Raw genomic sequence first — 23,759 nt, 5'->3', positions numbered from 1 at the left:
GGGCCCGGTCTCACTCCTGGGACCGGGCCTCCCCCGTCCCCTCCGCCTTGCCCGCCTCCGCCTCCGCCTTGCCCGCCTCCGCCTCCGCCTCGTCGGCCGCCGCCACCATCTCCCGGGCGCGCTCGCGGGCCCGGTCACGGGCGGCGGCCGGGTCGGCCGTGGCCGTCCAGGCGACGCAGTACATCAGCAGCCGGCAGACGAAGTTGATCCAGAGCAGCAACGCCACCGGCACGCCGAACGCGCCGTAGAGGCTCTTGCCGGCGACCGAGCCGAGGTAGGAGGCGAGCAGGACCTTCAGCAGCTCGAAGCCGATCCCGCCGATCACCGCGCCCCGCAGCACGTCCCCCCGGTGCTGGCCGCGAACCCCGGGGAAGGGCGCCAGCAGGTAGGCGAAGAGCACCGTGTCGGAGGCCACCGCGATCAGCAGGCCGACGCCGGTCAGCAGGTAGCCGCCGGGCCCGCCGGTGCCCAGGCCGATCCACTCGGCGATCCGGCCGGCCAGGGTCGTCCCGGCGGCGGAGGCGGCCAGCGAGAAGAGCGAGACCAGGCCCAGCCCGCAGAGCACCACGCAGTCCCGGGCCTTGCGCAGCACCGGGTTGCCGTCGTCCTCGGGCAGCTGCCAGACGTCGCGGACCGAGGTGCGCATGGTGTCCACCCAGCCGAGGCCGGAGATCAGCAGCAGCACACCGCCGACCAGCCCGACGGCGCCCGCGTTGGCCACCAGCGAGGGCAGGTTGAGCGCGTCGGAGATGCCCGGCAGCTGGTCGGAGATCCGCTTCTGCAGCTCGGCGACCCGCGTGTCGCTGAGGGTCGCGACCGCGATCGCCAGCGCCACGGTGAGCAGCGGGAAGAGCGCGAGGAACCCGAAGAAGGTGATCGCGCCGGCCAGCCGGTTGCCGCGGGCGCCGGTGAAGTGCTCGTACGCGCGGTACGGGCGGCTGCGCAGCACCCGCGCCACGAGCGGGCCGATCACCGGGAGGCGGGTCAGGAAGTCCATCCGACCGGTTATACCGGCCGTTCGCCCGAACGGCCGTCAGACTCCCCGCGCGCCCAGGCGGTTCGGCACCTCAGCGCCTGACGAGCCGGCGGGCGCGGGCCAGGGCGCGGACGGCCTGGTAGGCGCCGTAGCGGCCGTGGCTGAGCAGCTCGGTGCGGACCCCGTCCACTCCGGCGGGCGGGCGGTAGCCGGCCGGGCGCAGCCGGGCGCAGTGCGCGGCGGCGCGGCGGAAGTACTCGCGGCGGTCGCCGGGCGGGACGCGGCCGGCCTTGGAGACGACGGTGTTGAGGTGGTGCAGCATCCGGCCGTAGACCACCGGCCGCCAGTGGCCGAGGTCGGGGCGGCGGTCCAGGAAGGCGAAGACCAGGTCGTACTGGGCGAAGACGTCGAAGTGCTTGCGGCTGGCGGTGGCGAGGATGTTGCCGCCCTCCTGGCGCTGGCGGTAGTGGACGCCGACCTGGTCGAGCAGGGTGATGCTCGCGGCGGCGAGCAGCGCCGGGTAGGTCCAGGGGGTGTCCTCGTAGAAGCCCGCGGGGAAGGTGAGGCGCTGCTCGGTGATGAAGCCCCGGCGGTAGGCCTTGTTCCAGACCACCTGGAGCAGGTCGAGCAGGTCGGGGCGGCGGTCGAGGTCGAAGACCTCCGGGGAGTCGGCACCGAAGACGTGGGCCGAGGCGGCCCGGGTGATCCGGCCGTCCGCGTAGGTGCGGGCGTAGTCGTAGACCAGGATGTCCGGGTCGCCGCCGGCCGCGAGCCGGTCGTCGACGGCCTTGAGCAGGCCGGGGGTCAGCGTGTCGTCGCTGTCCAGGAAGATCACGTACTCGCCGGTGGCGGCCTCCAGGCCGGCGTTGCGGGCCCGGCCGAGGCCGACGTTCTCCGGCAGGTGCAGCACCCGCACCCGGGGGTCGCCGGCGGCGGCCTCGTCCAGCAGGGCGCCGCAGCCGTCCGGGGAGCGGTCGTCCACCGCGATCAGTTCGAAGTCCGGGCCGCCCTGGCCGAGCACCGAGTCGAGGCACTCGGGGAGGTACTCCTGGACCTGGTAAACGGGGACGATGACGCTGAAGCGGGGCATGGGCACAGAGTAGTGGCCGCCCGCCCGGCCGGTCCGGCGAGGGCCCGCCGGGGCCCCTGCGTCCGCCGCCCGGGCGACTCCGGAGGGCCTCCGGAGCCGGACGGTAGGATCGGTGGGCACGTACGCACCGGTTCAAAGTGCGGTCAGACCCCGAACGGGCTGCCACGCTCCTTCCCAAGAAAGGCCTGCGTAGCCGATGGCTCCCCGCCTCTCCATCGTCGTTCCGATCTACAACGTCGAGCGCTACCTCGTGGAATGCCTCGACTCGATCGCCGCCCAGACGTTCACGGACTTCGAGTGCGTCATGGTCGACGACGGTTCGAAGGACGGCAGCGCGGCACTCGCCGAGGCGTATGCCGCCCAGGACTCCCGGTTCCGGCTGGTCCGCCAGGTGAACAAGGGCCTCGGCGCGGCCCGCAACACCGGCATCCGGCACATCGACCCGGAGGGCGAGTTCCTCTGCTTCGTCGACAGCGACGACTCGATGCCGCCGAGCGCGTACGAGCTGATGATCAACACGCTGGACGAGACGGGCTCGGACTTCGTCACCGGCAACGTGCTGCGATTCCGCGCGGTGGGCTACTACCAGTCCGGCGGGCACGTGAAGCCGTTCAAGGAGACCAGGCTCAAGACCCACATCACCGAGATCCCCGCGCTGGTCACCGACCGCACGGCGTGGAACAAGGTGTACCGCCGGTCCTTCTTCGACGCGGCCGGCCTGCTCTACCCCGAGGGCATCCTGTACGAGGACGCCCCGGTCAGCGTGCCGCACCACTACCTCGCCAGGAGCGTGGACGTGCTCGCCGAGCCGATCTACCACTGGCGCGAGCGCGAGGTCGGCGAGATGTCGATCACGCAGATGCGCACCAACCCCAAGGGCCTGATCGACCGCGTCGCCTCGGTGGAGCTGGTCCGCGGCTGGCTGAAGAAGCAGACCGACCCGCGCTTCGCGCAGTACCTGCACTCCTACGACGAGAACACCCTCGTCGAGGAGATCCCGATGTTCTTCTGGTCCGTCGTGGACGGCGACAAGGAGTACCGGGACGCCTACCTCAAGCACGTCAGCCGGCTGCTCCGGGCGATCGGCCCCGAGCAGGTCCGCAAGCTGCGCGCGCCGCTGCGGCTGAAGTACCACCTGACCCTGGCGGGCCGGATCGACGAGTTCGTCGAGCAGATCAAGTACGAGGGCGAGAGCAACGGCGGTGTCGCGGCCCGCGGCCTGCTGCGCCCGTACGCCGACTACCCGTTCCTGCGCGGCGGGCGCAAGAGCGTGCCGGCCGGCGTGCTCAAGCTGGACAACTCGCTGGTGATGCGCAGCAGGCTCTACGAGTCGGCCTGGGCCGGCGGCAGGCTGGAGCTGACCGGGCACGCGTACCCGGAGCAGCTGGGCGCCGCCAACAAGCTCGACATGGTCCGCACGCTGGTGCTGCGCGAGACCAAGGGCCGCCGGGTGATCGCCGTGCCGATGAAGACCCAGTACAGCCCCGAGGCCACCGCCAGCTCCAAGCACGACCTGTACAACTGCGACTGGGCCGGCTTCACCGTCTCCCTCGACCCCAAGAAGCTCAAGCACCGGGGCCAGTGGAAGGACGGCAACTGGCGCGTCCTGGTGGCCGGCGCCGGCAAGGGCGGCGTCTACAAGGGCCGGGTCTCGGCCGGGTGGAGCGACACCTCCGCGTACATCCCCGCGCAGTGGGTCGAGCCGGACGTGCGGATCGTGCCGTGGGTCCGGGACGGCCACGTCTACCTCCGGGTGGAGACCGTCCGGGCGCGGGTGACCGGCCTGGCCACGCACGACGGGCGGCTGGAGGTGTCCGGCGCGGCCCGCTCCGGCCCGGACCTCGCCGGGGCCCGGCTGAAGCTCACCCACGTCGAGTCCGACCGCGAGCTGCTCCACCCGCTGGAGCTCGCCTCCCCGGTCGGCACGCTGCAGCCGTTCTCGGCGTCCGTCTCGCTGGCCGAGCTGACCGCCGTCCGCGAGGCCTGGGCCGAGCTCGACCCGGTCGCCGCTGAGCGTGCCCGCGACCGCTGGGACACCGCCCTGCTGCTCGCGGACGGCAGCACCATGCCGTTGGCCTGGGACGACCGCAACGCCCCGGCGCAGCTGCACCTGGCGCTCAACCCGCAGGCCCCGGCCGCCGAGCGCCGTGCGCTCTACTCCAAGCCCTCCCCCGGCGGCTACCTGCAGTTCTCCGACCAGCTGCTGCAGCCGGTGGTGGACGAGGTCGCCGCCCGCGGCGCCGACGGCTTCCTGCTCAGCGGCGCCTTCCCGCTGCCCGGCAACCACCGCTGGGAGCTCGTCGTGCGCCACAACTGGCGCGAGGAGGAGCACGTCTACCCGGTGGAGATCGCCGACGGCCGGTTCCGGGCCGCGCTGCCGCCGGTGCCGACGGCCTCCTTCGCCGGGCGGGTGCCGCTCGCCCAGGGCACCTGGGACGTCTTCTTCCGCCCGGTCGGGGAGCCGGCCGAGACGATCGCCACCCGGTACGCGCTGATCTCGCCGGAGTGCTTCGGCGCCCTGCCGCTGGAGGTGGAGTCGCGCGGCAAGCGGATCGTGCTGGAGCGCCGCCACTACGACGGCCTCTCGCTGGAGTCGCACTCGGCGCTGCTGCCCGAGGAGCGCAGCGGTTACCGGCAGCGGCAGCTGCGCACCGTCGACTACCCGACGGCCCGTCGGCTGCCGGTGCGCGACACCGTGCTCTACAACGTCGCGCTCGGCGGCCTCTACGCGGACTCGCCGCGGGCGATCCACGAGGAGCTGGTCCGCCGCGGCCTGCCGCTGGAGCACCTGTGGGGCAGCGACGACCTGCAGGCCGAGCTGCCGCAGACGGCGGGCGCGATCCGGCTCTGGAGCCCCGAGTGGTTCGAGGCGCTGGCGACCGCCAAGTACATCGTCACCAGTGCGCACCTGCCCGACTTCTTCGTCCGCCGTCCCGGCCAGGTGGTCGTGCAGACCTGGCACGGCACCCCGTTGAAGCAGATCGGGTACGACTTCGAGAAGGTCTGGTTCACCGACGCCAACTACCTGAAGGGCGTCGCCAAGGAGGTCCCGAACTGGTCGATGCTGGTCGCCGGGAACACCTGGGCCGCGCCGGTGCTGCGTCGCGCGTTCGATTTCAAGGGCGAGATCCTGGAGAGCGGTTCGCCCCGCAACGACCTGCTGTTCGCGCCCGACCGGGAGAAGACCGCCGAGCAGGTCCGCGAGCGGCTCGGCCTGCCCGAGGGCAAGAAGGTCGTACTCTACGCGCCGACCTTCCGTGAGGACCGGCGCCGCCCGAACGGCGGCTACCAGATCGACCTGCGGATCGACCTGGAGGCGGCGAAGGCCGCGCTCGGCGACGACCAGGTGCTGCTGGTCCGCCGGCACAGCGTGATGTGCGGCCAGATCCCCGGAGCGGGCAACGGCTACATCTGGGACGTCGGCAGCTACCCCGACATGGCCGAGCTGCTGCTGATCGCCGACGTGCTCGTCACCGACTACTCGGCCACGCTGTTCGACTTCGCCGCGACCGGCAAGCCGGTGCTGTTCTTCACGCACGACCTGGAGCACTACCGCGACAACCTGCGCGGCTTCAGCCTCGACTTCGAGTCGGAGGCGCCCGGCCCGCTGCTGGGCACCCCGGAGGAGCTGCTCTCCGCGCTCGCCCGGGTCGACGAGGTGACCGCGGGGTACGCCGACAAGTACACGGCCTTCCGCGAGGCGTACTGCGACCTCGACGACGGCCAGGCCGCGGCCCGCGTCGTGGACGGGATGCTCCGCCAGCAGTAGTCCGCCGACAGTCAGCAGCGCCCCGGAGGCGCCCGACGCATCACGCGTCGGGCGCCTCCGGGCTTTTCTGGGAGTTATCTGGAAGGAACCTGTCCTTTACGGTCACATTGCATTCGAACTCATGTTTCGTAAGCGAATCTCTCAGCAATTCCGCCGGACAGTTCAGTTGACCCCGCATGTCATTTCGGTATGGGATATCGAATCGGCCCCGTCCGACCAGCCGCTCGGCACGAAGGCCCCCGGGCCACCGCCACGGCCCGGGATCCCCTCCCGAAGGGCCACCCACATGCCTGTCCTCACCCGGCTCGTCCTGCCGCACGCCACCCCCCGTGCGGGCGAGGGCCTGCCGCCCGGCGACGAGGACGCCGCCTTCGGCCTGCTGCGCGCCCGCTGGACCGCCCGCGGTCTCGAACTCACCGGCTTCGCCCGCCCCGACGACTTGGACACCGCCCGACCCGGCTCCGCCTGGACGTGGCTCACCCTGCACCGCGACGAGGAGGAGCCGCCCGTCCACCTGCGGTCCAGACCCCGCCGGCTGCCCGAGGTCACCGACGACAGCGCCCAGCCCGACCACAACCACGACTGGTCCGGCTTCACCGCCCTGATCGAGCCGCGCCGGCTGCGCCGCGGCGAGGAGTGGCTCCTCGGCGACTGGCGGATCGGGGCCATCCTCTTCACCCGCCCCCGCCCGACCCGGCTGCGGCGCCAGTACGGCGCTCTCGCCCCGCACTGGTGCGGCTCCGGCGAGTACCCGCCCGCCCACTGGGTCGACCACGACGTCCGGCTCCAGCCGCACTTCGCCGACGGCCGGCTGCGGCTGCTGCTCGAACGCCCCGGTGTCCGGCTCACCCACGCCGCCCCGGCCCAGGACGGCCTCGACCTGCGCGGCGCCGCCGACCACTGCCCGGCCGGCACCGTCCTGCGGCTGCGCCACCGGGAGAGCGACGCCGTCCTGCTGCGCCCGGTGGCCCGCACCGGCAACACCTTCGCCGTCCACCTGCCGAACCGGCCGTTCACCGCCGACGGGTGCGGCACCGGCGACCTGGAGCACTGGGACGCCGACCTGCTGCGCCCGGACGGCTCCGCCGAGCAGCTCACCCTGGACGAGCGCGGCGGCCCGGTGGCCGGCCAGCACCCGCTGCCCGGGCCGCACGACCGGGCGCTCCAGCTCAAGCACCTGGCCGACGGCCGGCTCCAGTTCTGCGTCCGGCGCGCCGCCGGCCACGTCGAGCGGATCGCGGTCCGGGCGGAGGGCTTCGAACTCACCGGCCGCTGCCCCGGCGCCGGGCCGCTCGAACTCGTCCTGCGCCACAGCGGCACCGGCGGCGAGGTCCGCCACCCGGTCGAACGCGGCGACGACGGCCGCTTCCGCATCCGGCTGCCCGCCACCCGCACCGGCTCGGACGGCATCGCCCTGCCGCTGCGCAAGGGCATCTGGGAGGCCACGCTGCGCCCCGCCGGCCGCAGCGGCCCGCAGCGCCCGCTGATCGCCGCCCCCGCCGTCCTCCCGGCCCTGCCGGCCGCCACCCGGGCCGGCGGCAAGCGGATCCTGCTCCAGCGCCGCTGGCACGACACCCTGCTGGTCGACTCCACGCCGGTGCTCACCGCCACCGAGCGCAGCGCCTGGGCCCAGGAGCGCCAGCGCGCCGTCGGCTACCCCGCCGCCCGACGCGAACCGCTGCGCGAGGCCGTGCTGTACGACGTCTTCGGCGGCCGTGGCTACTCCGACTCACCGCGCGCCGTCCATGCCGAACTCGCCCGCCGGGACGCCCCGTTGGAGCACCTCTGGGTGGTCGACGACGCCCAGGCCGCACTGCCCGCCGGCGTTCGCGCGGTTCGGATCTGGAGCCCCGAGTGGTACCGGGCGCTGGCCACCAGCCGCTACCTGGTCGGCAACACGCACTTCCCGGACTTCCTGGAGCGCCGCCCCGGCCAGGTGATCGTGCAGACCTGGCACGGATCGCTGCTCAAGCGGATCGCCCACGACGTCGACAACCCCTGGCTGGCCGACCACGGCTACCTGGAGGCGCTCGACCGGGAGACCCCGCAGTGGAGCCTGCTGCTCTCCCCCAGCGCCTTCGCCACCCCGATCCTGCGCCGGGCCTTCCGCTACGACGGCGAGATCCTGGAGGCCGGCTACCCGCGCGGCGACGTCCTGGCCCGGCCGGACGCCGGGCACGCCGCGACCGTCCGCCGCCGGCTCGGCATCCCGGAGGGCAAGCGGGTCGTGCTGTACGCCCCGACCTGGCGCGAGGACCAGCAGCGCGGCAACGGCGACGGCTTCCGGCTGGACCTGCGGATCGACCTCGGCCACGCCCGGCGCACCCTCGGCCGCGACCACGTGCTGCTCGTCCGCCCGCACGTGCACGTCCGCGAGCCGCTGAGCGGCGCCGGCGGCGGCTTCCTGTACGACTGCGGTGATTACCCCGACGTGCAGGAGCTGCTGCTGATCGCGGACGTGCTGGTCACCGACTACTCGTCGATCATGTTCGACTTCGCGATCACCGGCCGCCCGGTGCTCTTCTTCACCTACGACCTGGAGCACTACCGCGACACCCTGCGCGGCTTCTACTTCGACTTCGAGTCACAGGCCCCCGGGCCGCTCGTCCCCGGCTCGCCCGAACTGCTCGCCGCGCTGCGCCGCCTCGCCGACGGCGGCGCCGAGCTTCCCGCCGGGTACGAGGAGCGCTACCGCCGGTTCCGGGCCACGCACTGCGGGCTGGACGACGGCGGCGCCGCCCGCCGGGTGGTCGACCGGATGCTCCGCGCCGGCGGCGGGGGCTGAACCCGCGTCAGGAGAAGGCGTAGGCCCGCCAGGGCCGCCAGACCTCGTCGGCGTCGAACCGGGAGAGGCTGAAGCCCGGCACCGTGAACGCCGCGCGGAAGCCCCGGGCCTGCTCGTACGCCTGGTCCAGCACGTCCTCCGGCAGGCCGTGCGCCACCGTGACGTGCGGGTGGTACGGGAAGGCCAGCTCGCGGGCCAGCGGGCCGGAGCGGACGTCCGCCTCCAGCAGCCGGCACTCCTGCGCGCCCTCCTCGACCCGGACGAAGACCACCGGGGAGACGGGGCGGAAGGTGCCGCTGCCCTGCAGCAGCATCCGGAACGGCCGGTGCGCGCCGGCCACCGACGCCAGGTGCTCCTCGATCTTCGGCAGCTCCGCGGCCGCCACCTCGGTCGGCGGCAGCAGGGTGACGTGCGTGGGTATCGACCGGGCCAGCGGATCGCCGTGCCCGGCCCGCGCGTCCTGGATCGCCGAGCCGTACGGATCCGGGACGCTCACGGACACGCCGATGGTGACGACCTCCGGGAGGTCGCCACCATCGGGCAGGCTCGTCAGCTGCGTCACCGCTTGGCGGCCGGAAGGAAGCCGATCCGGTCGTACACCGTCTCCAGCGTCTGCGACGCCACCTCCCGGGCCTTCTCGGCGCCGATCGCCAGGACGCGGTCCAGCTCGGCCGGGTCGTCCAGGAAGGTGTTGGTGCGCTGCTGGAACGGCGTCACCCACTCGGTGAACAGCTCGGCCAGCTCGGTCTTCAGGGCGCCGTACATCTTGCCCTCGAAGTGCGCGACCAGCTGGTCGATCGACTGGCCGCTGAGCGCGGAGTGGATCCGCAGCAGGTTGGAGACGCCGGCCTTCTCCTCCTCGTCGTAGGAGACGACGGTGCCGGTGTCGGTGACGGCGCTCTTGAACTTCTTGGCGCTCACCTTCGGCTCGTCGAGCAGGTTCACCAGGCCCTTGGCCGAGGAGGCCGACTTGCTCATCTTGGCGCCCGGGTCCTGGAGGTCCTGGATCTTCGCCGTCTCCTTGAGGATGTACGGCTTCGGCACCGTGAAGGTGGGGCGGTAGCGGGTGTTGAAGCGCTCGGCGAGGTCGCGGGTGAGCTCCAGGTGCTGGCGCTGGTCCTCGCCGACCGGAACGGCGTCGGCCTGGTAGAGCAGGACGTCCGCGACCATGAGGACCGGGTAGGTGAACAGGCCGACCGTGGTGCTGTCGGCGCCGTGCCGGGCCGACTTGTCCTTGAACTGGGTCATCCGGGAGGCCTCGCCGAAGCCGGTGAGGCAGTTCATCACCCAGGCGAGCTGCGCGTGTTCGGGCACGTGCGACTGGACGAAGAGCGTGCAGTGGTCCGGGTCCAGGCCGGCGCCCAGCAGCTGGGCGGCGGAGATCCGGGTGTTCTCGCGCAGCTCCTTCGGGTCCTGCGCCACGGTGATCGCGTGCAGGTCGACGACCATGTAGAAGGCGTCGTTCTCCTTCTGCAGGTCGACCCACTGGCGGACCGCGCCGAGGTAGTTGCCGAGGTGGAACGAGCCGGAGGTGGGCTGGATGCCGGAGAGAACCCGGGGACGGTCCTTGACCGGACCAGTGACCGCTGCGTTGACCATGGGGGCCATTGTTCCAGTTACAGCGACCGGTCAGGAAACGTCTTCGCCTGGAGGTTCTGCCAGTGTGACCGCACTCACCCTGACCCGGGCGATCCGCCGGCCCTCCAGCTTGGCCACCGTCAGCCGGACCTCCTCGGCACCGACCGGGATCCTGACCTGGTCGCCGTCGGCCGGCAGCCGGCCCAGCGCGGCGACCAGGCAGCCGGCCACCGTCTCGTACGGCCCCTCGGGCAGGGTGACGCCGGTCTCCTCGGTGAAGTCGCCGAGGTTCAGCAGGCCGTCCAGCTCCATGCCGCCGCCGGCCAGCTGCCGGGTGGTGCTGGGCTCCTGGGAGTCGTACTCGTCGCGGATCTCGCCGATCACCTCCTCGACCAGGTCCTCCAGGGTGACGATGCCGGCGGTGCCGCCGTACTCGTCGACCACGATCGCCAGGTGGTGGCCCTCCCGGCGCATCTCGCCCATCGCCTCCAGCACCCGCTTGGTGCCCGGCAGCAGCTTGACCGGCCGGGCCAGGTCGCGGACCTTCACGGCCTGCTCGGCGCGGGCCCCGTACAGGTCGCGGACATGGACGAAGCCGGTCACCGCGTCGTAGCTGCCCTCGACCACCGGGTAGCGCGAGTGCGGCGAGGAGCTCGCCTGTTCGCGCACCTCGGCGAGCGGGCGCTCGGCGTCCAGGAAGGTCACCTCGGTGCGCGGGACCATCACCTCGCGCAGCTGGCGCTCCCCGGCGGAGAACACGTCGGCGATCAACGCCCGTTCGTCGCTGCCGAGTTCGGTGTTGGCGGCAACCAGCCCGCGCAACTCCTCGGAGCTCATCGAACCGCGCCCGGCGGCCGGGTCCCCGCCGAACAGTCGGACCATCAGGTTGGTGGAGTGGCCGAGCAGCCAGATCACCGGGCGCAGCACCACCGACATCACGTCCACCACCGGGGCGGCGAGCAGCGCGATGGAGTCGGCGCGCTGCAGGCCGATCCGCTTGGGGGTGAGCTCGCCGAGCACCAGCGAGACGTAGCTGATCACCAGGGTCAGCCCGACCAGCGAGACCGCGTCGGCGACGCCCTCGGAGAGCCCGGCCCGGACGAACACGGGGGCCAGCTTTCCCGCCAGGGTGTCCGCGCCGAAGGCCGCGGACAGGAAGCCCATGCAGGTCACCCCGACCTGGACGGCGGCCAGGAAGCGGTTCGGGTCGGCCGCCAGGTGCGCCGCGCGGGCGGCCCGCCGGGTGCCGCGTGCCTCCAGCGACCGGATCTGGCCCTCGCGCAGCGAGATCAGCGAGATCTCCGCGACGTTGAACAGGCCGCCCAGCATGATGAAGACGAGGACGAGCGCCGCGTCCTCGATGGTTTCGCTCACGGGGGGTCATCCTACGCACGCGGCCCGCCGCCTCCCGGGGAGGCGACGGGCCGGTGCGTCAGCGTGGCTTCGCTCAGATCAGGCCGAGGGCCTGGACCGCGTCGCGCTCCTCGACCAGCTCGTTGACCGAGGCGTCGATGCGGCCGCGGGAGAAGTCGGAGATCTCCAGGCCCTGGACGATCTCGAACTTGCCGTCCTTGGTGGTGACCGGGAAGGAGGAGATCAGGCCGGCCGGGACGCCGTAGGAGCCGTCGGAGACGACACCCATGGAGGTCCAGTCACCCTCGGCGGTGCCGTTGACCCAGGTGTGGACGTGGTCGATGGCGGCGTTGGCGGCGGAGGCGGCCGAGGACGCGCCACGGGCCTCGATGATCGCCGCACCGCGCTTGGCGACGGTCGGGATGAAGTCGCCCTCCAGCCAGGCCTGGTCGGCGCCGACGGCCTCGAAGGCCGGCTTGCCGGCGATCTCGGCCTGGAAGATGTCCGGGTACTGGGTGGCCGAGTGGTTGCCCCAGATGGTGACGCGCTTGATGTCGGACACGGCGGCGCCGGTCTTCAGGGCCAGCTGGCCGACGGCGCGGTTGTGGTCGAGGCGGGTCATCGCGGTGAAGCGCTCGGCCGGGACGTCCGGGGCGTTGCGCTGGGCGATCAGGGCGTTGGTGTTGGCCGGGTTGCCGACGACCAGGACCTTGATGTCGTCCGCGGCGTGGTCGTTGATGGCCTTGCCCTGCGGGCCGAAGATGCCGCCGTTGGCCTGCAGCAGGTCGCCGCGCTCCATGCCCGCGGTGCGCGGACGGGCGCCGACCAGCAGCGCGACGTTGGCGCCGTCGAAGGCCTCGTTGGCGTTGTCGGTGATCGTGATGTCGCGCAGCAGCGGGAACGCGCAGTCGACGAGCTCCATCGCGGTGCCCTCGGCGGCCTTGACGCCCTGCGGGATCTCCAGGAGGCGCAGGTTCACCGGCACGTCGGCGCCGAGCAGGTGGCCCGAGGCGATGCGGAAGAGCAGCGCGTAGCCGATCTGGCCGGCCGCTCCGGTGATGGTGACGTTGACGGGGGTGCGGGTCATTTCTACCTTCTCCAGCAAATCGCCAGGTGCCCCAGGCACACCGGCGCACTGGAGCCGAGGACGGTCTCTCGACATCGAGAGACCCGCGTCAGGTTATCGCAAAGCGAAGCGTACGCCGCGTGTGCGGTCGTGGCTGATACGTCACAGCGGACGGCCCCCGCCGGGAGTCTCCGGGCGGGGGCCGTCAGGGTCCGGTCGGCTGCGGTCCGGCCGTCAGCGGCGCGGACGCCCGATCAGCTGGCCGATGTTGTCGAGGAGCGGCATCTCCAGCCACGGGTTGGGCTGGGCCACCAGCGTCAGCAGCACGATCGACAGGCCCAGGAAGGACAGGACGATCACGTCGGTGAACCGGCTGCGCACCGCCAGCATGCCGACTTCGGGCAGGACCAGCCGGAGCAGGGCACCGAGCAGCACGCCGCCGCCGAGGATCAGCAGCCCGTACTTGAAGCCGTCCTTGAAGTCGGCGAACCAGGTCACGGCGAGCCCGGCGCCGACCACCAGCAGGACCAGCGTTATCGGCCACTGGCGCACTGGCAGGGCGTGCTCACGCCCCAGCGCCGCAGCCGAGCCCTCGGGGGGCAGGGTGCCGGTGGTCTTGACGGGCCCGCGCCGAGACCTCACCGGTCGATTGCTCATGGCTCGCCGTCCCTCCGGTGTCAGATGCCGGCGCGGCGCTCGGCCGCCTCGACGATGTTGTTCAGCAGCATGGCGCGGGTCATCGGACCGACGCCGCCGGGGTTCGGGGAGATCCAGCCGGCCACCTCGGCCACGCCCGGGTGCACGTCGCCGACGATCTTGCCCTCGCTGCGGCTGACGCCGACGTCCAGGACGGCCGCGCCGGCCTTGACGTCCTCCGGCTTGACCAGGTGCGGCACGCCCGCGGCGGCCACGACGATGTCGGCCTTGCGCAGGTGGTAGCCGAGGTCACGGGTGCCGGTGTGGCAGAGGGTGACGGTGGCGTTCTCGCTGCGCCGGGTGAGCAGCAGGCCGATCGAGCGGCCGACGGTGACGCCGCGGCCGATCACGACCACCTCGGCGCCGTCGATCTCGACGTCGTGGCGGCGCAGCAGCTCGACGATGCCGAGCGGGGTGCACGGCAGCGGGCCCTGGATGCCCAGCGCGAGGCGGCCGAGCGAGGTGGGGTGCAGGCCGTCGGCGTCCTTGTCCGGGTCCATCAGCTCCAGGACCGGGTTCTGGTCGAGGCCCTTGGGCAGCGGGAGCTGGACGATGTAGCCGGTGCAGGCCGGGTCGGCGTTGAGCTCGCGGACGACGTTCTCGACGTCCTCCTGGGTGGCGGTGGCGGGCAGTTCGCGCTGGATCGAGGCGATGCCGACCTCGGCGCAGTCCTTGTGCTTGCCGTTGACGTACCAGCGGCTGCCCGGGTCGTCGCCGACCAGGACGGTGCCGAGGCCGGGCGTGACACCCTTGGCCTTGAGGGCCGCCACGCGGGCGGCGAGTTCGGACTTGATCGCGGCCGCGGTGGCCTTGCCATCGAGAATCTGGGCAGTCATGACCCCATTCTCCCGGATCGCGGCAACCTGCTGCGCCAGCCCCGGCGCCGCCGCCACGCTCCCCGCCCTGCTCCCCGCCGCGACGGCCGTGCTCCGGTACGGAACGTGCGGGCCACGTTGCGGTTGCGCCACAGTCCGGTCCGGTGCGCGGGCGCGGCTGGACAGCACCGGGCCGTCCGGTTGACGATGAGCGGGCATTCCCTGCCGCCTCCGGCCCGGTGACGGGCCGACGGACACACACCGGCGGGGGCGTACCCGGGGGAAGAACAGAGTGAGCCGACCACACCACGCCGTGCCGCCCGACCACTACGGCCGCATGTTGCCAGGACCGCAGCCGTCGATGCTCCCGTTCACACCGTCGCCCCGACTCCCACCGTCCTCGCGGTCCTGAGCCGCGACGGCGGGCGCCCGAATCCGCGCGCCCCCGATGTCACCGCACTCCGCTATCGTCCCGTCCGTCCGGCGTGCCCCACACCGCCGGTCCGGTCCGGGTGCCCTGCCGTCCCGTCCCCTGTCCCCACATCCTGCCCGGAGGCATCGATGAGTTACCCGCCCGACCCGAACAACCCGTACGGCCAGCCGCAGCAGCCCGGTTACGGCTACCCGCAGCAGGCCCCGCCGGCCGCCGGCTACGGCTACCCCCAGCAGCCCCCGGCCCCGGGCTACGGCGTGCCGCAGCAGCAGGCGTACGGGTACGCGCCGATGCCGGGCACCATCCAGGCGAACAACGGCTACATCAACATCGCCCAGCTGGGCACGGTGAAGATCGCCACCATGGGGCAGCGGTTCGCCGCCCGGCTGATCGACGGCCTGTTCTTCGGCGCGCTGTACGCGCTCTTCACGCTGTTCGGCGTCGTCGGCGCGATGGGCGTGGCCAAGGACCAGCAGGACTGCAGCTCGAAGTTCGACTACGGCTCGTCCTACAGCGGCTCCAACTCCGCCTACTACGACTGCGTGCACCAGAACTCGCAGGCGGCGGCCGGCTGGTTCGTCACGCTGATGGTGATGTTCGGCCTGTTCATGGCGGTCGGCCTGCTCTACGAGTGGCTGCTGGTGGCCTTCACGGGCGCGACCCTCGGCAAGTTCGCCATGGGCCTGCGGGTCGTGAAGGAGAACACCGGCCAGAACCCCGGCGTGGGCGGCGGCTTCATCCGCTTCATCATCCCGAGCGTCGGCGCGCTGCTGTGCGGCATCGGCCAGCTGCTGGTCTACCTGTCCCCGTTCTTCGACAACACCGGGAAGCTGCAGGGCTGGCACGACCGTGCCGCCGGCACCGTGGTGATCAAGAAGTAGCGCCCACCGGACGCAGCAGAGCGGCCCGGCTCCCCGCGAGGGGAGCCGGGCCGCTCCGTCTGTCACACCGTCATCAGTGGAAGAAGTGCCGGGTGCCGGTGAGGTACATGGTCACGCCGGCCTCGGCGGCGGCCGCGATCACCTCTTCGTCGCGGATCGAACCACCGGGCTGGACGATGGCCCTGACGCCGGCGGCGATCAGGATCGCCGGCCCGTCCGCGAACGGGAAGAACGCGTCGGAGGCCGCGTACGAGCCCTTGGCCCGCTCGCCGGCCCGCTCGACCGCGAGCTTGCAGGAGTCGACCCGGTTGACCTGGCCCATGCCGACGCCGACCGAGGCGCCGTCCTTGGCCAGCAGGATCGCGTTGGACTTGACGGCCCGGCAGGCCCGCCAGGCGAAGGCCAGCTCGGCCAGCTCGGCCTCGCCGAGCGCCTCACCGGTGGCCAGCGTCCAGGTCGACGGGTCGTCGCCCTCGGCGTGCACCCGGTCGGTCTCCTGGAGCAGCACGCCGCCGGAGATCGGGCGCACCTCCTGGCGGTTGGCCGGCGCCTCGGGGGCGAGCAGCACGCGCAGGTTCTTCTTGCGGGCGAGCACCTCGACGGCGCCCTCCTCGTAACCCGGGGCCACCACGACCTCGGTGAAGATCGGCGCGATCTGCTCGGCCAGCTCGACGGTGACCGGGCGGTTGACCGCGATCACGCCGCCGTACGCGGAGACCGGGTCGCACTCGTGCGCCTTGCGGTGCGCCTCGGCGACGTCCGCGCCGGTCCCGATGCCGCACGGGTTGGCGTGCTTGATGATCGCGACGGCCGGCTCGGCGTGGTCGTAGGCGGCGCGGCGGGCGGCATCGGTGTCGACGTAGTTGTTGTACGACATCTCCTTGCCGTGCAGCTGCTCGGCGCCGGCCAGGCCACCGGTGCCGTCCACGTACAGCGCGGCGCCCTGGTGCGGGTTCTCGCCGTAGCGCAGCACGTTCTGCCGCTCCCAGGTGGCGCCGAGGAACTCGGGGAAGCGCTCGTCGCTGGGCGCGTAGCCGGCCTCGAACCAGGAGGCGACCGCGACGTCGTACGCGGCGGTGTGCGCGAACGCGGCGCCGGCCAGTCGCTTGCGGGTGGCCAGGTCGAAGCCGCCCTCCTGAGCGGCCTTCAGCACGTCACCGTAGCGGGCCGGGTCGACCACGACGGCGACCGACGGGTGGTTCTTGGCGGCGGCGCGGACCATGCTCGGGCCGCCGATGTCGATCTGCTCGACGCACTCGTCGGGGGTGGCGCCGGAGGCGACGGTGGCCTTGAACGGGTAGAGGTTCACGACGACCAGGTCGAAGGGCTCGACGCCCAGCTCGGCCAGCTGCGCGCGGTGCGACTCCAGGCGCAGGTCGGCGAGCACGCCGGCGTGCACGCGGGGGTGCAGCGTCTTCACGCGCCCGTCCAGGCACTCCGGGAAGCCGGTCAGCTCGGAGACCTCGGTCACCGGCACGCCGGCGGCGGCGATCCGGCCGGCGGTGGAGCCGGTGGAGACGATGGCGACCCCGGCGGCGTGCAGGCCCTGGGCCAGCTCCTCCAGACCGGTCTTGTCGTACACGCTGATCAGCGCGCGACGGATCGGACGGACGTTCTCGGAGACAGGGGGGGTGGTGGAGCTGGCACTCATGCCGGGATCCATACCTTTCGGTCCTCGATGCGGTGACCTTCGCGGGCCAGCCGGCCCACGATGTCGACGAGCAGCTTGCGCTCGACTGTCTTGATGCGCTCGTGCAGCGCTTCGCCGCCATCGGCGTGATCGGCGTCGGCGACCTCGACGACGCCCTGCGCGATGATCGGCCCGGTGTCCACACCGGCGTCGACCAGGTGGACGGTGCAGCCGGTGACCTTCACCCCGTACGCGAGCGCGTCGGTGACGCCGTGGGCGCCGGGGAAGGCGGGCAGCAGTGCGGGGTGGGTGTTGACGATCCGCCCGGAGAAGGCTTCGATGAAGCCGGGACCGAGGATCTTCATGAAGCCGGCCGTGACCACGAGGTCCGGCTCGTACGCGGCGACGGAGGCGGTCAGCGCGCCGTCCCAGCCGGCCCGGTCGGGGAAGTCCTTCACCCGGTGCACGAAGACCGGCAGGCCGGCGCGCTCGGCGCGCTCCAGGCCGGCGATCCCGTCGCGGTCGGCACCGACGGCTACGATCACGGCGCCGAAGGCCGGGTCGGCGGCAGCGTCGATCAGCGCCTGCAGGTTGGTGCCGGAGCCGGAGACCAGCACCACCAGGCGGGCCGGTCCGGGCGTGCGGGGCGGGAAGAGCTGAGCGGGGGCGGCGGCCACTGCGCGATTCTCCGTAGGTCGGGGCGCCGCCCGCTGGTACGTCCACCGGTGGTGGGGCCACTACGAACGGCAGGTCGAGCAAGGGGGAACATCAGGAGAACCCGCCGCGACGCGGGCCACGGGAACCTCTGTGAGCTGCTGACCGTCACCACGATAACGGCAGGTCGGACGGCCTCTGAAACGGCCCGGTGGCGCTACGCGCGTAGTTGAGACGGGGATCTCCTCGGCCCGCCGGAACCCGCACCCGGCCGGCCGCCCCGGTCGCAGGGGTGCCCGCGGGCGACTGCGGGATCATAGGGTGGCGCGGGCGTCCGCCCCACCGACCGAGAAGGAATGGCTGAACCATGAGCAGCGGTGACGACACCGGCGAGCGCAACCCCTTCGCGCCGCCGCCGGCGGATGCCCCGGACCAGCCGTGGCGGCCGCGCAACCCCGGGCCCGCCGAGGGCTCGGACGTGCCGGACGGTGACGGCGGCCAGGACGGGCGCCCGCACGTCCCCCCGCCGCACCCGTGGAGCCCCGGCTACCAGGGCGGCGGCTGGCACCCCCGGCCGCCGGCCCCGCAGCCGCCCAAGCTCGACCCGAGCGACCCGGCGCAGCGCAAGGCCCGCAACGCGGCCCTGGCGGGCATGGCCTCGCTGGTCTGCGCGTTCGCCGCGCTGCACTACGTCGCCCTGTTCGTCGGCGCGCTCGCCATCGTCTGGGGCGTCGGCGCGATGCGCACGCCCAAGCCGGCCGGGCCCTCCGCCGTCGTGACACCCGCCGTCACCACCGAAGCCGGCGCACCCAACCCGCTCACTCCGGCGGCGCTCGCCGGGATCCTCACCGGCGCGATGACCCTGGTCTTCGTCTCCTCGGTGATCGGGCTGAGCCTGTACTACAACGACTACGTCACCTGCGTCCGGGACTCGCTCACCACCACCGGTGCGGACAACTGCGACCGGCTGGCGCCGAAGTGGTACGTGGACATCACGACCAAGAGCGAGTAGCCGCCCCCGGCGGGTAGGGCGGGTCGGTCAGTTCGCGGGACCGGGGGCGGAGACGGCGCCGTCGGCGCCGTCCGTTGCGCCCGCCCCGCCGTCGCCGTCCGTTCCGCCCGCCCCGCCGTCGGGCGTGCCCAGCCGCAGCACCACCGCGTAGGCGCGGACGCGCAGCAGCAGTGCGGCCCGGCGCGTGCGGCCGGCGAGCGCCGTGCCGACGCGTGCGGTGCGGACGAGCGCGATGCCGGCGAGTGCGGTGCCGGCCCCGGTGGGCATGGGCGCCTCCGGCTCTTCGGTGCCGCTCCGGCCATCGGCGACGCCGCCCTCGGCGGTGCCGCCCTCGATGACGCCGCCCGCGACGACGCCCCGGCCGGTGGGCCGGGCCAACGCCCCGCCCAGCGGCCCGCCCCACGGCCGGCCGAGTGCTCGGGCCCGCACCAGCAGCGCGCCCGGCACCGCCACCGCCGCGACCCACCCCGCCGCCGCCAGGCCCGTCCACCACGGCACCGGCCCGAGCTGCGCCATCCGGCCGCCCGCCAGCGCGCCGCCGGAGAGCCAGCCGAGCACCGCGGCCGCCGCCCCGGTCAACAGCGCCGCCGCCAGCACGGCGACGCCCGTCGCCACCGGGTGCCATGGGGCGCCCGCCCCGGAGGGCCGGCCGTCCGTGGCCCGAGCGCCCGGACGCGTCGCCCCCTCGGCCGCCGCCCGGCCCAGCAGCAGGGCAGGGGCCACCCCGGCCAGCGCCGGCAGCAGACACGCCGCCAGCCGCCAGCCACCCGCGCCCGGCTCCGCCACCAGCGCGAACAGCGGGAAATCCGGCACCGGCCCCAGCACCGTCCCGCCCGGCGCCACCGCCGTCCCCTCCCCCACCGCGAACCCCGGGCCCAGCGCGTACGCCGCACCCCAGACCACCGCGTTCGGCAGCAGCGCCACACTCAGCAGCACCAACCCGGCCACCGCGGCCGGGCCCACGCCGAGCGCCGCCATCGCCTGACCGCTGCCGTCCACCGCGTCCACCACCGCCGCCACGGCCAGCACCGCCGCACCCGACGCCACCAGCCCCGCCCCGGCCGCCAGCGCCGCCATGCGGACCGCCGCCGCTCCCCCGTCGGGCCGGGCCCAGGCCGGCACCCGGGCCGGCACCCGCCACCGGGACGCCGGCCGGCGCACCCCCGAGAGTCCGTGGCCGCCCCCCGCGCGCCGCGCCGTCCGCGCACCGGCCGCCGTCGCGGCCGCGGCCAGCACCGTCACCACCAGCACGTCCGGCAGCACCCGCGCGCGGAACAGCCCGGCGCCCGAACAGTGCGCCACCACCGCCACCGCCACCGCGCAGTAGCCGCACCACACCGCCGGCGGGCCGCTCCAGCGCGGCCGCGGACCACGCCGGGCAGCCACCCGGGCGCCCGCCCGGTACAGCTGCGCCACCACCAGCAGGCCGAGCAGCAGCGGAGTGACGGTCAGCGGGGCGTCCGCGGCGCCGCGCAGCACCGGCGCGCCGTGCCCGAGCAGCCAGAGCACGCCCGCCAGCCGGACGGCGCCGGCCGCACCGTCGTCCGCGAACGGGGTCACCACCCAGAGCCCGAGCACCGGCACCGCGACCACCGCCAGGCCGAGCAGCGCCGTCCGCACCCCGGTGAGCACGTCGGCCAGGACGGGCCTGGCGCCCAGCTCCCCCGGCACTTCCACGATCGGACGGCCCATCAGCTGCGTCATGCGCCTCATGGTGCCAAGGCGACTCGCCATGCTCCGTGAAGAGGCAAACCGCCGTCGTGTCCCAGATTATTGGCTTATGCGCATTTTCAGACCCTGCCCTCTCGCCGCCCCCACTCCGGCTCGGAGCGTCTGATGGCCACGCCGCCGAAAAACGCCGAGCGCTCCACCGGCACCCCCACGACCGACGAGCCCCCGCCGCAGGGCCGTTCCGGAAAGGGCCGGGCCGGACGCGGCCGGGCCGCCAAGAACACCAAGGCGACACGGGCCGGGGCGGCCGGCGGCCCATCCGGCGGCCCATCCGGCGGCCCCTCCGGCGGCCAGGAGGAGGTGGCCCGGCTGCTCCGACAGCTGACACCACGTGAAGCCCAGGCCCTGGCCCACCTCGCGGCCGGCCGGGACCTCGCCGAGTCGGCGGCCGCGCTCGGTGTCACCCCGGCCACCGCGCGCAGCTACCAGCACCGCGCCATGCGCAAGCTCGGCACGCGGACCCGCACCGAGATCACCGCCTTCGCCGCTCTGCTGAGCCCCGCTCAGACCGCTCCCGAGGCCGTCCGAGCGGCACCCGGTACGCCGGCCCGCGGGCGGGGCCCCGCGCCGAAGACCCCGGCCGAGCCCGCCCGGGGCGGGAAGGCCGCCCCCCGGCCGGACACCGCCATGGCGCCGGCCCCAGCCCCGGGCCCGGCTCCGGCCCCGACTCCAGGCCCCGCCGACCGGCGGCGGGCCCAGCGGGACCAGGGGAAGCCGGCCCCGTCGAACGGTCATCCGAAGGCCGCTGCCACGCCCCCCACTCCAGCCCGGCGGGAGACCCCGGCGCCTACGGCAACCCCCGACGGCCGCCGCTCCCCCCGGCCCGAGGCGCCGGGCCTGCCGGACGGTCAGCCGAGGGGTGCCGAGGAGACCGCCGGGCACAGCCGCCCGCAGCGCGAGAAACCGGCCGGAGTCAACGGCCACCCCGGAGCTGCCGACGCCGCGCCCCCCGCCGCGCCCCCCGCCGCACCCCCCGGCGTCGCCACCCCCGCCGGCGGACCGCGCCGGACGCCCCAGGCCCCCTCCGGAGCTTCCGCCGAAGCCCCCTCCGCAGCACCCGCCGACCGCCGTCCGCCACAGGGCGGGAAGTCGGCCCCGCTGAACGGCCACCGGAAGGCCCCCGCCCCGGCGCCCACCCCGGCCCGCCGGCCCGGAGGCCCCGACGGCGGACCGCAGCGCACGGACCCCGGCCGGCCCGCACCCGCGCCCGCACCCGCGCCCCGGAAGGACGCCCGCCCGGAGACCGCCGACGCGGCCACCGCCCCCGCCTTCGAAGAGTTGTACGAGACCGCCCACACCCGCCTCGTGCAGCAGGTCTTCCTCCTCACCGCGTGCAAGCACCGCGCCGTGCACTGCGTCCAGCGGGCGTTCGGCGAGGCCCGGCGGCAGTGGGACGACGTGGCCGCCGAGCCCGACCCGGAGGGCTGGGTACGGGCGCGGGCCTGCGAGGCGGCGCTGTCGCCGTGGCACCGGGGCGGCCCGCGCCGGGCGCATGCCTGGCGGCTGCCGCACCGCCGGATCAAGGTCCGCCCGGCCGACGAGTCGCAGGCGGTGCTACCGGACCACGACCGGCTGACCGACCGGGACCGCGCGCTGCTCAAGGCGCTCAAACGCCTTTCCCGTCCGCAGCGCCGGGCCCTGGTGCTGCACGACGGCCTGGGGCTGCCCGCAGCCGCGGTGGCCGTCGAGGTGGAGTCCACGATGGCGGCCGCCGAGGGCCGGGTCTGGGCCGCCCGAGCGGCGCTGGCGCAATGGGTACCGGAGCTGGCCGGGCCGGACCCGACGGCGGACGGCTTCGCGGACCGGCTCAGCGGGCTGCTGCACCGGGCGGCGGTCCGCGGCTGCCCGGAGCCGCACCGCCCGCCGGTGCCGGTGCTGCGGGCCCGGTACGGACTGGCCAACGCGACCCGGACGGGGGCGGCGGCGCTGATCACGGTGGCGGTCGCCGGGGCGGCGGTGGCGACGCTGGCCGGCGGCGGACCGCGCGAGCTGTTCCGGCCCGGCGGGGTGCCGCCCGACCCGGCCGTCTGCGCTTCGGCACCGAACGACGCCGTCCCGGCGGCGCCGGGCGCCCCGCCGACGGGCATCGTGAGCCTCTGGTGCAGCACGGCCCCGGGCGTCGAAGCGGTGGTGGTCGACCCGCCGCCGCCCGGGTCCCGCCCGTGGGAGCTGCCGGCCGCCGCCCGCGCCGGGGAGGCGCTGCCCCCGCCCGGTCCGGCCGCGACGGGGCCGGTGTCCTGCACCCGCTGGTCACTGCACCCCTGCGCGACCGACCGCTGAACAGGCCCGACGCCGAACGCCCCGGGCCCCGGCAGCCCAAGTCCCGAACGGCCCGCGCCCCGACCCCCGCAAACGCGAGCGCCCCCGCCCGGAGATCCGGGCGAGGGCGCTCGACGAGCGGCTGGCGTCAGCCGATGAGCTCGCGCGCCAGGCGGGCGGTCTCGGACGGCGTCTTGCCGACCTTGACACCGGCGGCCTCGAGGGCCTCCTTCTTCGCCTGGGCGGTGCCCGAGGAGCCGGAGACGATGGCGCCGGCGTGGCCCATGGTCTTGCCCTCGGGGGCGGTGAAGCCCGCGACGTAGCCGACGACCGGCTTGGTGACGTGCTCGGCGATGTAGGCCGCGGCACGCTCCTCGGCGTCGCCGCCGATCTCACCGATCATGACGATGAGCTCGGTCTCCGGGTCCTCCTGGAACGCCTTGAGGGCGTCGATGTGGGTGGTGCCGATGACCGGGTCACCGCCGATGCCCACGGCCGAGGAGAAGCCGATGTCGCGCAGCTCGTACATGAGCTGGTAGGTCAGGGTGCCCGACTTCGAGACCAGACCGATCTTGCCGGAGGTGGTGATGTCGGCCGGGATGATGCCGGCGTTCGACTGTCCGGGGCTGATCAGGCCGGGGCAGTTCGGGCCGATGATCCGGGTCTTGTTGCCCTTCGAACCGGCGTACGCCCAGAAGGCGGCGGTGTCGTGCACCGGGACGCCCTCGGTGATGACGACGGCCAGGCCGATCTCGGCGTCGATGGCCTCGACGACGGCGTCCTTGGTGAACTTCGGCGGCACGAAGATGACGGTGACGTCGGCACCGGTCTTCTCGATGGCCTCGGCGACGGAGCCGAAGACGGGCACCTCGGTGCCGTCGACGTCGACCGTGGTGCCGGCCTTGCGCGGGTTCACACCGCCGACGATCTGGGTACCGGAGGCGAGCATGCGGCGGGTGTGCTTCATGCCCTCGGAGCCGGTCATGCCCTGGACGATGACCTTGCTGTCCTTGGTAAGGAAGATAGCCATG

Annotated in this window: 17 protein-coding genes; 5 read left to right on the top strand and 12 right to left on the bottom strand. The window is 73.9% G+C overall.

Going from position 1 to position 23,759, the window contains the following annotated elements; all coding sequences use genetic code 11:
• Positions 1–10 precede the first annotated feature (10 nt).
• Both OG286_RS24180 and OG286_RS24175 read right to left on the bottom strand, forming a co-directional pair.
• Complete coding sequence (locus OG286_RS24180; protein WP_405360103.1) at positions 11–997, bottom strand: YihY/virulence factor BrkB family protein; 987 nt, start codon at positions 995–997, stop codon at positions 11–13.
• A 70-nt stretch (positions 998–1,067) separates the two neighbouring features.
• Positions 1,068–2,066: a glycosyltransferase family 2 protein gene (locus tag OG286_RS24175; protein ID WP_396321392.1), complete on the bottom strand. Its 999-nt coding sequence runs from the start codon at positions 2,064–2,066 to the stop codon at positions 1,068–1,070.
• Between the two features lie 196 nt (positions 2,067–2,262).
• On the opposite strand from OG286_RS24175, the gene OG286_RS24170 reads away from it, so the two are divergent.
• Together OG286_RS24170 and OG286_RS24165 are read left to right on the top strand one after the other, a co-directional pair.
• On the top strand, positions 2,263–5,835 hold the full coding sequence (locus tag OG286_RS24170; protein ID WP_396321394.1) for a CDP-glycerol glycerophosphotransferase family protein: 3,573 nt from the start codon (positions 2,263–2,265) through the stop codon (positions 5,833–5,835).
• A 286-nt stretch (positions 5,836–6,121) separates the two neighbouring features.
• Positions 6,122–8,620: a CDP-glycerol glycerophosphotransferase family protein gene (locus OG286_RS24165; protein ID WP_396321395.1), complete on the top strand. Its 2,499-nt coding sequence runs from the start codon at positions 6,122–6,124 to the stop codon at positions 8,618–8,620.
• 7 nt (positions 8,621–8,627) lie between these two features.
• Here the strand turns inward: OG286_RS24165 and OG286_RS24160 are convergent, their stop codons facing one another.
• From OG286_RS24160 to OG286_RS24135, 6 genes are all read right to left on the bottom strand, one after another.
• Positions 8,628–9,182, bottom strand: coding sequence for a 2'-5' RNA ligase family protein (locus OG286_RS24160; protein ID WP_396321396.1), 555 nt, complete (start codon positions 9,180–9,182; stop codon positions 8,628–8,630).
• Positions 9,179–10,219, bottom strand: coding sequence for a tryptophan--tRNA ligase (gene trpS / locus OG286_RS24155; protein ID WP_396321397.1), 1,041 nt, complete (start codon positions 10,217–10,219; stop codon positions 9,179–9,181). The genes OG286_RS24160 and trpS overlap by 4 nt, the downstream gene beginning before the upstream one ends.
• A 30-nt stretch (positions 10,220–10,249) precedes the next feature.
• Positions 10,250–11,572: a hemolysin family protein gene (locus OG286_RS24150; RefSeq protein WP_396321398.1), complete on the bottom strand. Its 1,323-nt coding sequence runs from the start codon at positions 11,570–11,572 to the stop codon at positions 10,250–10,252.
• Positions 11,573–11,645: 73 nt separating this feature from the next.
• Positions 11,646–12,638: a malate dehydrogenase gene (locus OG286_RS24145; RefSeq protein ID WP_396321399.1), complete on the bottom strand. Its 993-nt coding sequence runs from the start codon at positions 12,636–12,638 to the stop codon at positions 11,646–11,648.
• 213 nt (positions 12,639–12,851) lie between these two features.
• The gene (locus tag OG286_RS24140; protein WP_396321400.1) at positions 12,852–13,274 is read right to left on the bottom strand and encodes a DUF3017 domain-containing protein; all 423 of its coding nucleotides are present in this window, start codon (positions 13,272–13,274) and stop codon (positions 12,852–12,854) included.
• A 20-nt stretch (positions 13,275–13,294) separates the two neighbouring features.
• Positions 13,295–14,149 (bottom strand): bifunctional methylenetetrahydrofolate dehydrogenase/methenyltetrahydrofolate cyclohydrolase, encoded by an 855-nt coding sequence (locus tag OG286_RS24135; protein WP_396321401.1) that lies wholly within the window; start codon positions 14,147–14,149, stop codon positions 13,295–13,297.
• A 540-nt stretch (positions 14,150–14,689) separates the two neighbouring features.
• On the opposite strand from OG286_RS24135, the gene OG286_RS24130 reads away from it, so the two are divergent.
• Entirely contained in the window at positions 14,690–15,442 is a 753-nt protein-coding gene (locus OG286_RS24130) for an RDD family protein (RefSeq protein WP_396321402.1), read from the top strand.
• 73 nt (positions 15,443–15,515) lie between these two features.
• Here OG286_RS24130 and purH read toward each other — a convergent pair whose 3' ends face one another.
• Both purH and purN read right to left on the bottom strand, forming a co-directional pair.
• Entirely contained in the window at positions 15,516–17,093 is a 1,578-nt protein-coding gene (gene purH, locus OG286_RS24125; RefSeq protein ID WP_396321403.1) for a bifunctional phosphoribosylaminoimidazolecarboxamide formyltransferase/IMP cyclohydrolase, read from the bottom strand.
• Positions 17,090–17,749 carry a phosphoribosylglycinamide formyltransferase gene (purN, locus tag OG286_RS24120; protein WP_396321404.1) on the bottom strand — a complete coding sequence of 220 codons (660 nt, stop codon included), beginning with the start codon at positions 17,747–17,749 and terminating at the stop codon, positions 17,090–17,092. The genes purH and purN overlap by 4 nt, the downstream gene beginning before the upstream one ends.
• A 344-nt stretch (positions 17,750–18,093) precedes the next feature.
• On the opposite strand from purN, the gene OG286_RS24115 reads away from it, so the two are divergent.
• A complete protein-coding gene (locus OG286_RS24115; RefSeq protein WP_396321406.1) occupies positions 18,094–18,738 on the top strand; it encodes a hypothetical protein in 645 nt (214 codons plus the stop codon).
• A gap of 27 nt (positions 18,739–18,765) precedes the next feature.
• Here the strand turns inward: OG286_RS24115 and OG286_RS24110 are convergent, their stop codons facing one another.
• Entirely contained in the window at positions 18,766–20,442 is a 1,677-nt protein-coding gene (locus tag OG286_RS24110; RefSeq protein ID WP_396321408.1) for a DUF6350 family protein, read from the bottom strand.
• Between the two features lie 132 nt (positions 20,443–20,574).
• Here OG286_RS24110 and OG286_RS24105 point away from each other — a divergent pair, with 132 nt between their 5' ends.
• Positions 20,575–22,749: a LuxR C-terminal-related transcriptional regulator gene (locus tag OG286_RS24105; protein ID WP_396321410.1), complete on the top strand. Its 2,175-nt coding sequence runs from the start codon at positions 20,575–20,577 to the stop codon at positions 22,747–22,749.
• Between the two features lie 127 nt (positions 22,750–22,876).
• On the opposite strand, the gene sucD is transcribed toward OG286_RS24105, so the two are convergent.
• The gene (gene sucD, locus OG286_RS24100; protein ID WP_396321412.1) at positions 22,877–23,758 is read right to left on the bottom strand and encodes a succinate--CoA ligase subunit alpha; all 882 of its coding nucleotides are present in this window, start codon (positions 23,756–23,758) and stop codon (positions 22,877–22,879) included.
• Between the last annotated feature and the right edge of the window lies 1 nt (position 23,759).

It is taken from the genome of Kitasatospora sp. NBC_00039 (assembly GCF_045160625.1).
In the GTDB taxonomy this organism is placed as follows: Bacteria; Actinomycetota; Actinomycetes; order Streptomycetales; family Streptomycetaceae; genus Kitasatospora.
The sequence above is the reverse complement of the archived record's forward strand: the minus strand, read 5'-3'. Positions and strand labels throughout refer to the sequence as shown.